11 protein-coding genes are annotated in these 14,316 nt (G+C 42.8%); 3 read left to right on the forward strand and 8 right to left on the reverse strand.

The window, feature by feature from the left end:
* The first annotated feature begins 115 nt into the window (after window positions 1-115).
* Window positions 116-1,429 (forward strand): peroxiredoxin, encoded by a 1,314-nt coding sequence (locus tag D0T84_RS09095; protein ID WP_163307568.1) that lies wholly within the window; start codon window positions 116-118, stop codon window positions 1,427-1,429.
* A 226-nt stretch (window positions 1,430-1,655) separates the two neighbouring features.
* Here D0T84_RS09095 and eco read toward each other — a convergent pair whose 3' ends face one another.
* From eco to D0T84_RS09110, 3 genes are all read right to left on the reverse strand, one after another.
* Window positions 1,656-2,147, reverse strand: a complete 492-nt coding sequence (eco, locus tag D0T84_RS09100) for a serine protease inhibitor ecotin (protein WP_163307569.1) — start codon at window positions 2,145-2,147, stop codon at window positions 1,656-1,658.
* 264 nt (window positions 2,148-2,411) lie between these two features.
* A complete protein-coding gene (locus D0T84_RS09105) occupies window positions 2,412-2,639 on the reverse strand; it encodes a (4Fe-4S)-binding protein (protein ID WP_163307570.1) in 228 nt (75 codons plus the stop codon).
* A 79-nt stretch (window positions 2,640-2,718) separates the two neighbouring features.
* Complete coding sequence (locus D0T84_RS09110; RefSeq protein WP_163307571.1) at window positions 2,719-3,015, reverse strand: GNAT family N-acetyltransferase; 297 nt, start codon at window positions 3,013-3,015, stop codon at window positions 2,719-2,721.
* 442 nt (window positions 3,016-3,457) lie between these two features.
* On the opposite strand from D0T84_RS09110, the gene dapB reads away from it, so the two are divergent.
* Window positions 3,458-4,174 carry a 4-hydroxy-tetrahydrodipicolinate reductase gene (dapB, locus tag D0T84_RS09115; protein WP_163307572.1) on the forward strand — a complete coding sequence of 239 codons (717 nt, stop codon included), beginning with the start codon at window positions 3,458-3,460 and terminating at the stop codon, window positions 4,172-4,174.
* Between the two features lie 8 nt (window positions 4,175-4,182).
* Window positions 4,183-5,676 carry a signal peptidase I gene (lepB, locus tag D0T84_RS09120; protein ID WP_163307573.1) on the forward strand — a complete coding sequence of 498 codons (1,494 nt, stop codon included), beginning with the start codon at window positions 4,183-4,185 and terminating at the stop codon, window positions 5,674-5,676.
* A gap of 492 nt (window positions 5,677-6,168) precedes the next feature.
* Here the strand turns inward: lepB and D0T84_RS09125 are convergent, their stop codons facing one another.
* From D0T84_RS09125 to D0T84_RS09145, 5 genes are all read right to left on the reverse strand, one after another.
* Window positions 6,169-6,351 (reverse strand): hypothetical protein, encoded by a 183-nt coding sequence (locus D0T84_RS09125; protein ID WP_163307574.1) that lies wholly within the window; start codon window positions 6,349-6,351, stop codon window positions 6,169-6,171.
* A gap of 37 nt (window positions 6,352-6,388) precedes the next feature.
* Window positions 6,389-7,780 carry a sialate O-acetylesterase gene (locus D0T84_RS09130; protein ID WP_163307575.1) on the reverse strand — a complete coding sequence of 464 codons (1,392 nt, stop codon included), beginning with the start codon at window positions 7,778-7,780 and terminating at the stop codon, window positions 6,389-6,391.
* Window positions 7,781-7,853: 73 nt separating this feature from the next.
* Window positions 7,854-10,058, reverse strand: coding sequence for a glycoside hydrolase family 3 protein (locus tag D0T84_RS09135; protein ID WP_163307576.1), 2,205 nt, complete (start codon window positions 10,056-10,058; stop codon window positions 7,854-7,856).
* Window positions 10,059-10,067: 9 nt separating this feature from the next.
* Window positions 10,068-11,633, reverse strand: coding sequence for a glycoside hydrolase family 43 protein (locus D0T84_RS09140; RefSeq protein ID WP_163307577.1), 1,566 nt, complete (start codon window positions 11,631-11,633; stop codon window positions 10,068-10,070).
* A 17-nt stretch (window positions 11,634-11,650) separates the two neighbouring features.
* Window positions 11,651-14,170 (reverse strand): sugar-binding domain-containing protein, encoded by a 2,520-nt coding sequence (locus D0T84_RS09145; RefSeq protein ID WP_163307606.1) that lies wholly within the window; start codon window positions 14,168-14,170, stop codon window positions 11,651-11,653.
* Window positions 14,171-14,316: the final 146 nt, after the last annotated feature.

Raw genomic sequence — 14,316 nt, forward strand, 5'->3', positions numbered from 1 at the left:
GAAAGACAAGTTGAGTATTAAAAAGAGGCTATATAAAGCTGCGTTGGATACTCAATATCTCAGGAAACTATTGAAAATTTGATGCGGTTGCCCTGACTTATAAAAATAAATATCTATGAGGAAAAATATTTTCTTATTCATGCTGCTTTTTTATTCTTTTGGCATTTCTGCGCAGCAGGTTGAACTTTCGCTTCCTTATATGGCGGGTAAAGAAGCTAAGATTGCGTATTTTCACGGAAGCCGCTCCGATACATTATCTACAATGTTAGACACAGCCGGAAAAGGAAGTTTACGCCTGCCTGACGGATATAAGGGAATTGTACAACTTATCGTTCCTGATTTTGGTTCTACTGAATTTATTGGTGGAGAGCCCCTGGTTAAAGTAGAATCTGACATGGAGTACATCAGTAAAGATAATGTCCGTTTTCCCGATTCCCGGGAAAATGAATTGCTATACCGTTTCTTTGCTGAGAAAAGTGAGAATATGACCCGTATGGCATGGATACAAAACGGGCTTCAACTAAACAAACCGGAGACAGAACTTTACAGGCTGTTAACGGAAGAATTCAAGTCTATTCAGGAACAGTCTGTCATTATCGACAAGCAGATTAATGAAAGTTCGTCTTATGCCGCCAGTTTGATACAGATTATGGTGTTTTCAAACATTCTAATGTCAGCAAACGATACGCACAATCCACAACAGATAGCACAAGTAAGGGCGTACTTGCACAAAGATATGGACTGGCAGGCTCTTTATACATCCCGTGATTTCTGGTCGATGACAACCAGCCTGTATATAAACCTGTTCGATGCCGGAACAGCTTCTCAAAAAGAAGAGGAGGTGAATTATGCCAAAGAAGTAGCTCAACTCACAGCAAAGGTACAAGAACCTGTGCGTTCGGCCTTGTTCGAAAGCCTCTACAGAGCTTGCGAAGGCCTTGATTGGAATATAGCTAAAGACAGTATGATGTCATACATTGCCCAAAACGGAACGGAAATCAACCTGCATGACAATTATATGCAGTGGATACACACGGAATACCGTACACGTACCGGAAATCCTGCACCTGAAATAGAAGGGGTGGAGATGAGGAATAGAGACGGGGGTACATCGCTGGTCATATTCTATGAATCGGGATGCGGCAGCTGCGAAAGTGAACTTGAAGAAATAATTCTTCATTATCCCCAACTGTTAAAAAAAGGAGTGCGTATAATTACGGTTTCGGCCGATGTAGATAAAAGAACATATGACTTTAACTCCCGTAATTTTCTGTGGAAAGACAAGCTATGTGATTTCAAAGGCTTTAGTGGGAATAATTTCAAGAACTACGGTATCATGGCTACGCCAACGATGTTTGTTATTGACAGAAACGGTATCATTGCGGGACGGTATGCCAGTTTGGAAAATACGGGATTATTGAAAAAATAGCAATCTGCCTGATTTTATTTTTAAACAATTACATTATTGACAGCTTTGCAAGGGGCAGGGTCAGCCTGCCCTTATATGTATAATACCGGGCGGGCTAACATGTGAATCGAGAGTTGAATTATCAACCATCAATTCGCATATAATATAAACGAAATGAGGATATAACCCGGTTATACCCTCATTCAATATCTTTGATTGATAATAATATCAATACAGGCTAATATAATTATTTCACATCCGAAGACTGATCTTTACCAGCTTTCCAGATTCTGTATTTTATTTCGTAGCCCTGAGGAGCATAAATTACAATCGGTAATTTACTGTTATACCTGACCAACAATGTTTGCCCCGAAACGAATTTATTCTCATTTGGCTTATTGCATGCCATCATTGTAGATGTAGTCTGGCCATTAGATGTAAATTCATAATAAGTATATCCCCATCCTTGCAGATCTTTTTCTTCAATCTTTCCCATCAATCGATGCTTGTTGCAATCTACGCTCATTACTTTTCCGGGTACAATCTCAACTTTAAACAAAGATTCATCCGACTTTTTCTTCAATTCTATAACATGTCTTACCATACCTTCCGCTGCCTTAGGGAACGGCTCCAGCGCCTTCTCCAGTTCTTGTTTGTTTTGGGCATTTACGATGCCGGCAAAAGACATTATCAGGCTCATTGCGAATAGTGCTAGCACTGTTTTTGTAAACTTCTTCATTTTTCTTTCTATTTTTTAAATTAATTAAATTCTATGACTCCGGTAAAACCAAAAGGTTTAAGGGTCGGATTTTTTTTCTTTACCTTTCATTTTACCCTGCTCGGTATTTAACTAACAATTTAAAACTAGAAAGGTTTTAATTTATTGCGACAAACAGTTAAATTTAAACGGACAGTCAAAAAAATAAAGCATACCGAAAAGAGAAATGGCCGTTACTATAACAGAAACGACCATTTCCCGGAAATATATAAATGTAAAGTCAATTCAATCTCTTTTTTCGTTATTCATCCTGTAACTTAATGCACCCGACGGACATTTCGTAATCTGAGCGATTAGCTGTTCGGTAGTAGCGTTCTCAGGTTTTACCCAAGGCCTTTCTTTCGGATGATAAACCTCCGGCAGCATCTTTACGCATATACCTGCATGCTGACAAATTTCCGGTTTCCATACAATGGTCAGTTCCCCATTTGTATATTCTACAATCTTTTCCATTTTCTTCGTTTTATATAAATAATCAGTAAAAATTAAAGCAATAACGACTTCTGGCCAATCTGTTTCTTTAAGTAAGAGCCTAGAAGTTTATCCCCCTCATTACAATACGCCTCCAGTCGGGATGCTTTTTTATATACCCTGCTATAAAGGGGCAAAGTGGAATTAGCCGCAACTCTTTCTTTTCTATATCGGCCAGCACTTTCTCCGCCAACTGGCTGCCTATACCTCTTCCTTCGAGGGCTACCGGAACCTCGGTGTGGGTCAGGTATATCTCGCCGTTATTCGTCTTGATATACTCCACTTTAGGTATATAGTTCCCTACATGAAACTCGTATTGATTTTTCCCGATATTATCTATAAGTTCATAGTTTTCCATCTCTATATTTTTTATGTTTATCTATAAACGCCATACGAAACGATATTGTTTAGAGCCTGTTTAGATTTTATTCGTTCAATTTCATCAGTCGTTTTATTTATTGTCGTATTTACATACGCTGCACTCCGGTGACCATTGGATGCTGAAGGAAGCATCCCGTGTCTCTTTTTAGGATCGGGATCCTTCCCTACGGTCGGGATGACATGCGGCAGTAAATATTTTTAATTACTTAAAATAAATCATTAACAGGCACAATTCACTTTTGTACGGAAAATCATTGGAATGAAAAATTTTAATAAATTATGTTTATATTTCTTACAAGCTGTAATCTTCGCGATATAAAATAGACTAATAATCAGGTATAAATTGATAACCGAATCTTAAAGAAATAAGTTTTTATGTATATTTGCATGCTTTAGTTACTTATTAACCAATACACAGAATGAATATAGCGCTTATAGGATATGGAAAAATGGGGCATGAAATAGAGAAGATCGCCCTGCAGAGAGGTCATAAAATTGTTTCGATCATTGATGTCAACAATCCGGATGAATTTGAATCTCCGTCATTTAGGAGCGCCGATGTGGCAATAGAATTTTCCATGCCCGACAGTGCTATAAATAATTACCGTAAATGCTTCGCGGCCAATGTCCCTGTAGTTGCAGGTACCACAGGCTGGCTTGAGCATCTGGAAGAGGTGAAAAAAGCCTGTGCGGAACAAGGGAAAACATTTTTTTATGCATCTAATTACAGCCTCGGTGTAAATATATTTTTCGCTTTGAATAAATATCTGGCAAAGATTATGAACAACTATCCGGACTATGATGTAAGAATGGAGGAAACGCACCATATCCACAAGCTTGACGCTCCCAGCGGTACAGCCATCACACTGGCTGAAGACCTGATAAAAGAGGTTGACAGAAAGGACAGGTGGAATCTGGAAACACAAGAAAAAGAGACCGACCTTGCCATCCATTGCATCCGTGAAGGGGAAGTTCCGGGCATACACGAAGTAATATATGAATCACAAGCCGATATCATCAGTATCAAACACGATGCTAAAAGCCGTATAGGATTCGCGCTTGGGGCAGTACTTGCCGCCGAATTCACAAAAGGTAAAAAAGGATTTTTAGGAATGAAAGACATGCTGAAATTTTAAACTGACATATGGAAAAGAGTACATCAAACCAAACGAATAAAAGGGAAAGACGTAAACCCGGCACAAAGCAATGGATATATGCCATTGTTGCTTGTATCTGTTGCATCTCATTTGTTATCTGGACCGGATACTGGGCTGTCCTGATCCTGATTCCCATTTTTATCGACATCTACATCACTAAATTTATCCCCTGGGGCGGATGGCGCAATGCCAAGAATAAACAGGTAAAAAACGTACTCGACTGGGTAGATGCCATTCTTTTTGCCCTCGTAGGAGTTTACTTCATCAATACATTCTTCTTCCAGAATTACCAGATACCTTCTTCATCGCTTGAAAAATCACTTTTGGTTGGGGATTTCCTGTGCGTGAGCAAACTGAGCTATGGGGCGCGTTCGCCAATGACGCCGTTTTCGATGCCTCTGATGCAGCATACTTTCCCGTTTTTCGGGTTTAAGTCGTACCTCGATAAGCCTCAACTGGAATACCAGCGATTTAAAGGTACAGGGCATATAGAGAGGAACGACATAGTTGTTTTCAACTATCCGTCGGGCGACACCGTGGCCTCAAAAATTCAGGAGGTCGACTATTATGTATTGTGTAAAGATGCCGGAAGGGATGCCGTATGGCGCGACCGGAATACATACGGGGAAATACTGTACCGCCCGGTAGACAGGCGCGAAAATTACGTGAAACGTTGCATCGGACTTCCGGGAGATGTGTTGTCAATCGTTAGCGATACCGTATATATAAACGGCAACCCGATACAAAGCCCTGAGAAAATGCAGTTGTTATATTGCGTACAAACAGACGGGACGGACATTTCTTCCGCTGTATTCGATGAGCTCGGATTAAGCAATGAGGATAAAAGAAAAATAGGGATGTTTCAGGATCTGAGGGAACTGGACAGTTTGTCGTATGTAAGGAGAATATTCCCGGATGCGAAAAACGGCAATCCCGGACTTTTATACATGAACATCAATATGACAAAGGAAATGGCTGATAAAATGAAACAAAAGCCATTTGTAGAAAAAGTTATCCCTCAAAATCAATTTTATAAACTGGCAAACAAAGTGGGCGGACAACGCTTTATTCAGCCTACCATCTATCCTATAACTTACGACGGCCAGACCGAACCGGGAGATTTTCATGCATTATGGATACCTAAAAAAGGAGAAACCATCAAATTCGATACAGACGTTGATTATAAGGTCGCGGCTTATACCCGTTGCATAAAGAACTACGAGCACAACAGTTTTGAGTACAAAGACGGGAAAATCTATATCAACGGGCAACAGGCCGACTCTTATACATTCAAGTTCGACTATTACTTTATGATGGGCGACAACAGAGACAACTCGGCCGATTCGCGTGTATGGGGATTCGTACCGGAAGACCACATCGTAGGTAAACCTTTGTTTATATGGCTATCTCTCGACAAGGACAAGAATTTCTTTAGCGGAATACGCTGGAGCAGGCTGTTTACATCGGGCAATAAGAAGTGAGTTATAAATAATGAGTTGTTGACTGATGACTGATGACTGATGACTGCTAACTGCTAACTGCTAACTGCTAATTGTTTCCAATGTCGGTCAGTCGGTAAAAATGTGTTTAATATAATCGTTCTTTAACTTTTTGCATAAATACTATCTTAGGTTAAATACTTTAGTCGCAGTTCCTGACTGCCGCGCCCTCCCGGGCTTGTCCCTTCTTTTGGCATTGCCCAAAAGGAAGCAAAAGGCTAGTGCTTTGTCCCTCGGCGACCCACCAACGGCTGGCCGGCTAAACGGGACGAAACTCGCCTGCGGCTCGGACAACATCCCGTTTCACGCCGACTGCACCGGGTGGGTGCCCCGCCTGCGGAACAGATGCACGGAGTCGCGACGCAACGTCAAGACAGAGGATAAACCCTGCAAATCAGGCGTCAGTCAGCGCCGTTAGCAAGCGTACGGGGTACCCACCCGGTGCAGGCGGCGTAGAATGAAGTGCGGGCGCTTTTATGCATCATCTGCCAATCTGTAGAACGATGAATCCATTATCACTTCATTCAGCCGACAAGCCGATGGTGGGTCGTACGGCGAAGCGGGGCGCAATGCTTTTTTGCTTACTTTTGGAGCTTCGGCCAAAAGTAAGGCAAGCAATCTGTGATTGCGCGCAGAATAAAAAATAAAAGAACACATAATTTAAACAAAACGAAATACTGATTCACATAAATATTCAATTTGTACGGAAAGCCACTACCGGAATCCCTTCTGTAGAAAACAAATTTCCGATACTGTCATCATCAAAGCAATAACGAATATTCACTTTTGTGGATTGTAATCCATCTGTTGAAACAACTAATTTATCCCCCTCTATTTTCCCTGTAGCCTCTTTCCATATACCGTCATCTCCCGATATTTTCAATCCTTCTATTTTACTGCCTTTAATAATTAAGCCTTTCTTCACACCATCGAATGTAATAAATATCTTATCTTCTTTTTGATAGGCTTCCTTAAAAACAGGACTTTCATAGTCTCCAACAAACTTGCCATATGTATCGTCCAGAGCCAGATAAGAGAGTCGTAAACCTGCCCCTCTTTTATCTCGTGGATGTATATCCTGCACATTTTCCACCAAATCGGATACAGTTATCATTTTCACCTTATGCATCATTCTGGGAAGCATTGCTTGTTGTTCGCGCAACCGTGCCGGACCGTTATCTGTGGATTGGTATGTGAATGGAGCTATCTGAACAAGATAAAAAGGAATCTCTTTATTAAAACCTGTGCGCCATGAACTAATCAATCGTTGCATCAAACGGGCATAAGAATCGGCATACGGATGGTTCGCCTCTCCCTGGTACCAGATACATCCGGCTATTTCGTAAGGCATAACCGGACGAATCATACTGTTGTATAACGCTCCCGGCTCTGCAGGCCACCACTGGGAAGCACCATAAAAATCATCGGCCACTACAGGGTCTGACATTACATTCTCACGCGGCGTCCACACTTCGGCGGGAGTACCTCCCCAAGCGGCAACGATAATCCCGACAGGCACGTTAAGTTCTTCACTTATATTTCGTCCGAAGAAATAACCGATAGCACTGGATTGGCGCATGGTTTCGGGAGTACAGCGTGTCCATTTCGAGAAACAATTTTCCTGAGGGGTAGAAGCCCCTATCTGTGGAAGGTGAAAAATGCGGAGATTGGGAAAGTTCGCATTCTGTGCTTCTTCATCGCCATTCTGTATGCCATGATTTACACTCCATTCCATATTGGACTGACCGCTACATAGCCAAACTTCTCCCAGCATCACGTCTGATAGTGTGACTTCCGAAGAGCCGCTGATGCGAATTTTGTACGGGCCACCTGCTTCTACAGTCCGGATGCGTGCAGACCATTTACCCATATTGGTAACTTGGGTCTTTATCGTATCACCATTCAGCCATTCGGGCATGATATTAATATGTTCGCTTGGAGTGCCCCATCCCCAAAGCGTTACTTCCGAATTTCGCTGCAATACCATATGGTCTGTAAAGACAGCAGGCAAGCGGATTTCGGCCTGTAGAGCCGACAAGCAAAATAGTTGAAGAAGGAGGAAGCAGAATATGCTATATCTTTTCATAACTATTTTGTTTTGAGATATTATACTGATACTTATGCAGGCTAAACAAATGAATAAAATCTTTTTCATATCATTATTTAATGTTAATAATTATTGAACTTTTGATGTCTGTCGAAGAAGCTGCACAGTGTAGCGTAAATTTATCTTTCTCTACTATCCATTCCTGTGCCTTGTCATCGAAATAGGCCAGATCTTTCACTGGGATGGCTATATCAACAGTTTTACTTTCGCCTGCCTTCAGGAATACCTTTTGGAAACCTTTCAGTTCTTTGGCCGGACGAGGCAACGATGGCTTCTGTTGTGAAGCATATACCTGTACAACTTCAAACCCGTCTTTAGAGCCTTTATTTTGAAGAGGAACAGATACCTTGATTACATCCCCGTTAGTATATTCCTTTTGGTCGGTAACTGCTTTTCCGTACTCAAAAGTGGTGTATGACAAACCGTAGCCGAATGGAAACAATGCGGGAATCTTTTTGGTATCGTGCCAGCGATAGCCTACCAGAATATCTTCCATATACACCTGACGGATACTGTCGCCCGGATAAGACATCGTGCCAAATGACATGGCTCCGTTATCCTCCCAACGTTTTGGGATACTGAATGGTAATCTTCCCGAAGGATTTGCCTCTCCCGAAATCACATTGGCGGTAGCACTTCCTGTTTCCGAACCGAGATACCATGACTGCATGAGTGCCGGAATTTTATCCAACCACGGCATGGCCACACCGTTTCCGCTGATAAGAATGATCCCCGTATTTTTATTTACTTTCAATAAATCGTCAATCAGTTCGTCTTGTCCGAAAGGTAGGCCATAGGAAAGGCGGTCACCCGACTCACAATCCTGATTGAAATTCTTATTCAATCCTCCAATGTAGAGTACCACATCTGCATCCTTAGCCAGAGCCAGAGCTTCACGTTTTAATGAATCGGCATTGTAGGGAGATGGCGTAGCAAATCCGTAAGATGTTGGCCCGGAGCCATATCCCATAGTGTAAAATATTTTATCGGCTCCATATTTTTCTATCAATCCCTCCAATGGAGTGATTTCTTTACTTACTTTTACATTCGATGACCCTCCGCCTGTGCTTAATCTGCGGGAGGCATTCTCACCGATAACCACGATTTTATTATAACGTCCTTTTGGGATAGGGAAGAAGTTATTGTTGTTTTTCAATAATACAATACCTTGTTCACCCACTTCTCGCGCTACATCGTAGTGTTCTTTCGTAGTAAAGCTGCCATAAGGTTTGTTCCTGTCCATGTTGGTACGAAGGTTTAGACGTAATATCCGCCTGACCTTATCATCAAGACTAGAAACAGGAAGCTGTCCGGCTTGTATTTTCTTCAAATAAGGATCTGCCAGATAATACCTGTTGAATGCAAATTTTTCACCTGTAGTAAGACCATCCGTCCATGTCCCCATTTCGATGTCAAGACCGTTGAGGGCGGCTTCGTCCGTATCGTGCGTACTTCCCCAGTCAGAAATCAATACACCATCGAACTGCCATTCTCCTTTGAGGATGTCGTTATTCAATCGTTTATTGTGCGTACAGTATTGCCCTCTGTATTTATTGTAAGAACCCATTATGGCCCATGCTTTTCCTTCGAGTATGCCGGCTTTAAATCCCGGCAGGTAGATTTCATACAATGCGCGGTCTGAAACCTCCACATCAATATGTCCTCGCCATGTTTCCTGATTGTTCAAGGCATAATGTTTGATGCAGGCAGCTACTCCGTTCTTCTGCACACCCTTTACATAGGCTGGTACCATTTTAGATACAAGGAAAGGGTCTTCGCCCATATATTCAAAGTTTCTGCCGTTGGCAGGAGTTCGATATATGTTAAATGCAGGACCTAACAATACATCTTTTTTTCTGTAGCGAGCCTCTTCTCCTATTGCTTCCCCATATTTATAGGATAACTCCGGATTGAACGTTGCAGCCAGACAAGTCATGGCAGGGAAAGCCGTAGCAGCATCATTTGTCCATCCTGCGCTGTTCCAGCTATTCCATTCCAACTCCTTGTTTACACCGTGAGGCCCGTCAGTCATCATTATTTCGGGAATACCCAACCGGGGAACACCGGGTGTGGTGAAATTGGACTGGGCGTGTATCATCGCTATTTTTTCTTCCAAAGTCATTCTCGACAAAGCGTCTTCTATACGTGCTTCCATTGACTTGGAGTCATCCAAATAGATGGGAGTTTGCTGACTTTGCGCTCCTGCATGTGCCATGAACAGGCTAATAAATAATATGTAGATAGATAATTTTTTCATTTTTATATATTAATATGAGTAATCAAACCACTCAAAATCTGCCACTCCTTTCGAAGCCTTCTGCGAAGCTGCATAAAGCGCAAAATAGATTCCTGTGAATCCTCCTACGGTTTCGCTGCTTATATAGCGTACATTCATTTTTCCTAATGGATTGAATGTCTTATTATCTGTAGAATAGGAGAAGCTGTAGAAATCGTTACTGCCCCCTACCCGTAAATAAAACTTACCTTTTGGCAGTTCTATCTCTTTTTCAATGTGTTTCATATTGCCCAGGCGATAACGCAAAGTAATGATTTGTTTGTCTTTATCTCCCTGACGAACAAACAGGTCGTAGCGGTGTTCGTTGGTCATATATACGGTGATACCCCCTTCATCATTTGGTGATGCATTATCGAGTTCGATGGCTGTAGTAGCTGTACAGTTGATGTGTTGTTGCCTACGGCCAACGAAAGTAGGAGTAACGCCTTTGTCATCTAATTGTACGGTCGTAGTTTTCAGCCGTAGATGTCCTTTGCGTTCTGAAAGCGAGTAGTTTGACATTATCGGGTTATAGAGGTAGTTCCATTCCAATCCCAGTTTCGGCGTATCAAAATTGGTACGGACAGGAGCCGAAGCATGCGGTTTCAGCGGAAGAGTTTCGCAATCCATTTCCAGTTGCGCTGTACCGTCACCATTAATTACAGGCCAAGCGTTTTTGTCCCACCTCACAGGTACCAAGAAAGTCTCTCTTCCGAGCATGTGATGCAGCCCCGATTGTGGACGGAAGCCAAGGAACACCATCCACCAACTGCCATCGTGAGCCTGTACAAAATCGCCGTGCCCGACTGCCTGTATGGGGTTCATTTGTGCATTCTCATTAATATGTGTCATAATTGGGTTGGCAGGATTGGAATCGTAAGGGCCATCTATTTTGCGGCTGCGTGCGATCGTTATCTTATGTCCATATTCTGTTCCTCCTTCGGCAATAAGCAGATAGTACCAGCCATCTTTTTTGTAGATGTGAGGTGCTTCGGGATAACGTCCGCCTGTACCACCCCAAATGGGTTTGGAAGGAGTTAGTTGTTTTCCTGTTTTCGGGTCGATTTCGCACAGGGTAATCCGGTCAGGGATAGAAAGCATATAGCATTTTCCATCCTCGAAATAGAGAGAAGGATCAATACCTCCTTGCTCCAACCATACAGGTTCTGACCATTCTCCGGCAGGGTCTTCGGTGTATACGATGAAGTTACCTTTGTCGCACACATTAGTTGTTATCATATAGAAAGTACCTTCATGATAACGTATAACAGGAGCATATATGCCGCCCGAGGGAGCACAGCTTTTCAGGTTGAGTTGCGACTCACGAGTGAGACAATTCCCGATTTGTTTCCAGTTGACAAGGTCTTTACTATGGAAAATGGGTACTCCGGGAAAATATTCGAACGTGCTGTTTACCAGATAATAGTCGTCACCTACATTGCATACGCTGGGGTCGGGATAAAATCCCGGTATTACAGGATTATTATAACCTTTTTGCCCGAGGCTGGGAATAGTAAGGAAAATGAATAAGAATGCTTGTAAAAAGAAGCGTTTCATGATATTTGAGTTTTTAGTTATTTGCATTTAATGTTAATCGTTGTACTTTTTAGTCCGGTAGCCGTAGCTGTCAGGCTGATATCACCTTTCTTTCCGTCTGATTGCACTACTACCAACGCCTTTCCGTTAAACAACGACCGCGAAGGCTTTTTGAGGGAATGATGATTAGTAGGGTCCCCATTGTCCGTACCGGCAATAAAGCCACTACCTTCGATACTGAAGTTAACCATATTATCGGCTACAGGCACAGGGTAACCATCGGCATCCACTGCTTCCACAGTGATGAATGATAGGTCTGTTCCATCGGCAGTCAAAGTTTGGCGGTCGGCAGTGAGGCGAAGCTCAACGGGGCTGCCCGCAGTTTTGATTTCGCGTGTAAGAACTTCTTTTCCACCTTTGCGAGAGACGGCTTTCAGCGTACCTGCCTGATAAGGAACGCGCCACCATACTTTCATCTCATCGCCCTTTCTAGAACGTTTACCCAGCGATTTGCCATTCAGGTATAACTCCACTTCATCGGCCTGATTATAGTATGCCCACACATCTACCGTCTGTCCTGCCTCCCAGTTCCAATGAGGGAAAAGGTGTAGTACGGTTTTGTCTGACCATTCGCTCTGATACATATAATATACATCTTTCGGAAAGCCTGCCAGATCAATAATACCGAAATACGAACTGCGTGAAGGCCACCAATACGGAGTGGGTTCGCCCAAATAGTCGAAGCCTGTCCAGACATACATGCCCGAAAGGAAACCGTACTTTTTAACAAGCTGCCAGGTGCGTTCGTGAGTAGTTCCCCAAGGAGTGCGGCTGTTGTCGTAAGCAGAGCATTGGTTACCCGGATTCTCGTATGGAAGATCCCAACGTTCGGGACGTATGAACACGTGGTCAGAAGGCATTTCGTAATGTCCGCGTGTCATCAATGCAGAGGTAGATTCCGTGATAATGTATTTCTGTCCCGGATACATTTCGGGAAGTTTGCCCCAAAGGTCATCGTTATAGTTGAAGCCGTAAATATCCATTGCACCCGACTTAAAAAGATTATTGTAGGGACGCGGCTCCTGGTTGCCCGAAGTCACAGGGCGGGTAGGGTCGAGTTCCTTTACCATATCGGCCAGTTTGATGGTAAGCAGGGCGTTGGCATGCAAGTCATCCGAGTGCTCGTTTTTGTTCATACTTTTGGCGAAGTTGAACAGGATATTGGCCTGCTGGAGGTCGAGAGTATCTACATCCATGTGTACCCATTGCTCCAGAACCTCGTTGCCGATGCTCCACATAAAAATGGAAGGATGATTGCGGTCGCGCAGGATGAAATCCGTCAGGTCGCGTTCGTGCCATTCTGCAAAGAACTGCGAATAGTCCTCCTGAGATTTACGCTTGTGCCACATATCGAAAGCCTCGTTCTGGACAATAAAGCCCATGCGGTCGCAAAGGTCGAGCAACTCGGGCGCAGGTGGATTATGTGCAGTGCGTATACCGTTGCATCCCATATCTTTCAATATTTGAAGTTGACGTTCCAAAGCTCGTTCATTCACAGCGGCACCCAGACATCCGAGGTCGTGATGCTGGCATACTCCTTTTATTTTCACAGGCTCTCCATTCAATATAAATCCTTTCGCACGGTCGAACTCAAAGGAACGAACTCCCAACGGAGTATCGTATTCGTCAATTACCTTTCCTTCTTCAATAACCTGTGTAGTAATATTATACATGTATGGACGGGTATCCGACCACAACATGGGCTTTTCCAATTTCATGACCTGCACGGTTTCCATTTTTTCTTCTTTCGAAACAGTCACCTTACTGTTTATTTCAGCTTTTACCTTACCCCCGGCATCAGTGATAACAGATATCAGCTCTGCACTTCGCATTTCTTTACTGTTGTTCTCAAGCGTCAACCGTAGATTTACTTCTGCCGATTCTGCCGATACATTTTCAGTAGTGACGTATGTACCCCAGTGGGCAATGTGCAGCGGATCGACCGTTACAAGCCTTACATTACGATATATACCTGAACCACTGTACCATCGCGAATTGGGTTGTTTGGAATTATCTACCCTTACAGCTATCGTATTCTCTTGTCCGTATTTAAGATATGGAGTAAGGTCGTATCTGAAAGATATATAACCGCTGGGTCTTTCACCAAGCAAGTTTCCGTTTATCCATACGGAACTGTTCCAGTATACGCCATCAAAATCAATGAAAGTCTGCTTGCCTTTGTCGGCAGTATCTACTGTAAATGTTTTGCGATACCAACCAATTCCACCAGGTAGCGCGCCTCCTCCGGGAGTAGCTGGATTGTTTTCAGAAAAATCCGCTTCGATACTCCAATCGTGCGGAAGGTTGAGTACCCGCCAAGAGCTATCATTAAAGCTCTCTGTTGAGGCGCTGGGATCGTCTCTTAAAATAAACTTCCATTCGGAATTGAAGAGGCTAATTTTCCTTGCCGGTTCTTTAGCACTATTTTTATCACAGCTTTGCAATGCCAACAAAACAGATAGCAGAGATAGCAAATACAGAATCACATGTTTTTTCATCATATTTTCAGGTTTTTTCATGAGGATTTTTAGTTCATACATTACGGAATTTATCACCTTACAAAGGTAGAATATACAATTTGCTTTGTTAGTCCCGTATGTTTTGTATGTGGATATCTTACAGAAAACCACAAGGGAATTTTTGT

The sequence above is a fragment of the Dysgonomonas sp. 521 genome, from assembly GCF_010501055.1.
In the GTDB taxonomy this organism is placed as follows: Bacteria; Bacteroidota; Bacteroidia; order Bacteroidales; family Dysgonomonadaceae; genus Dysgonomonas.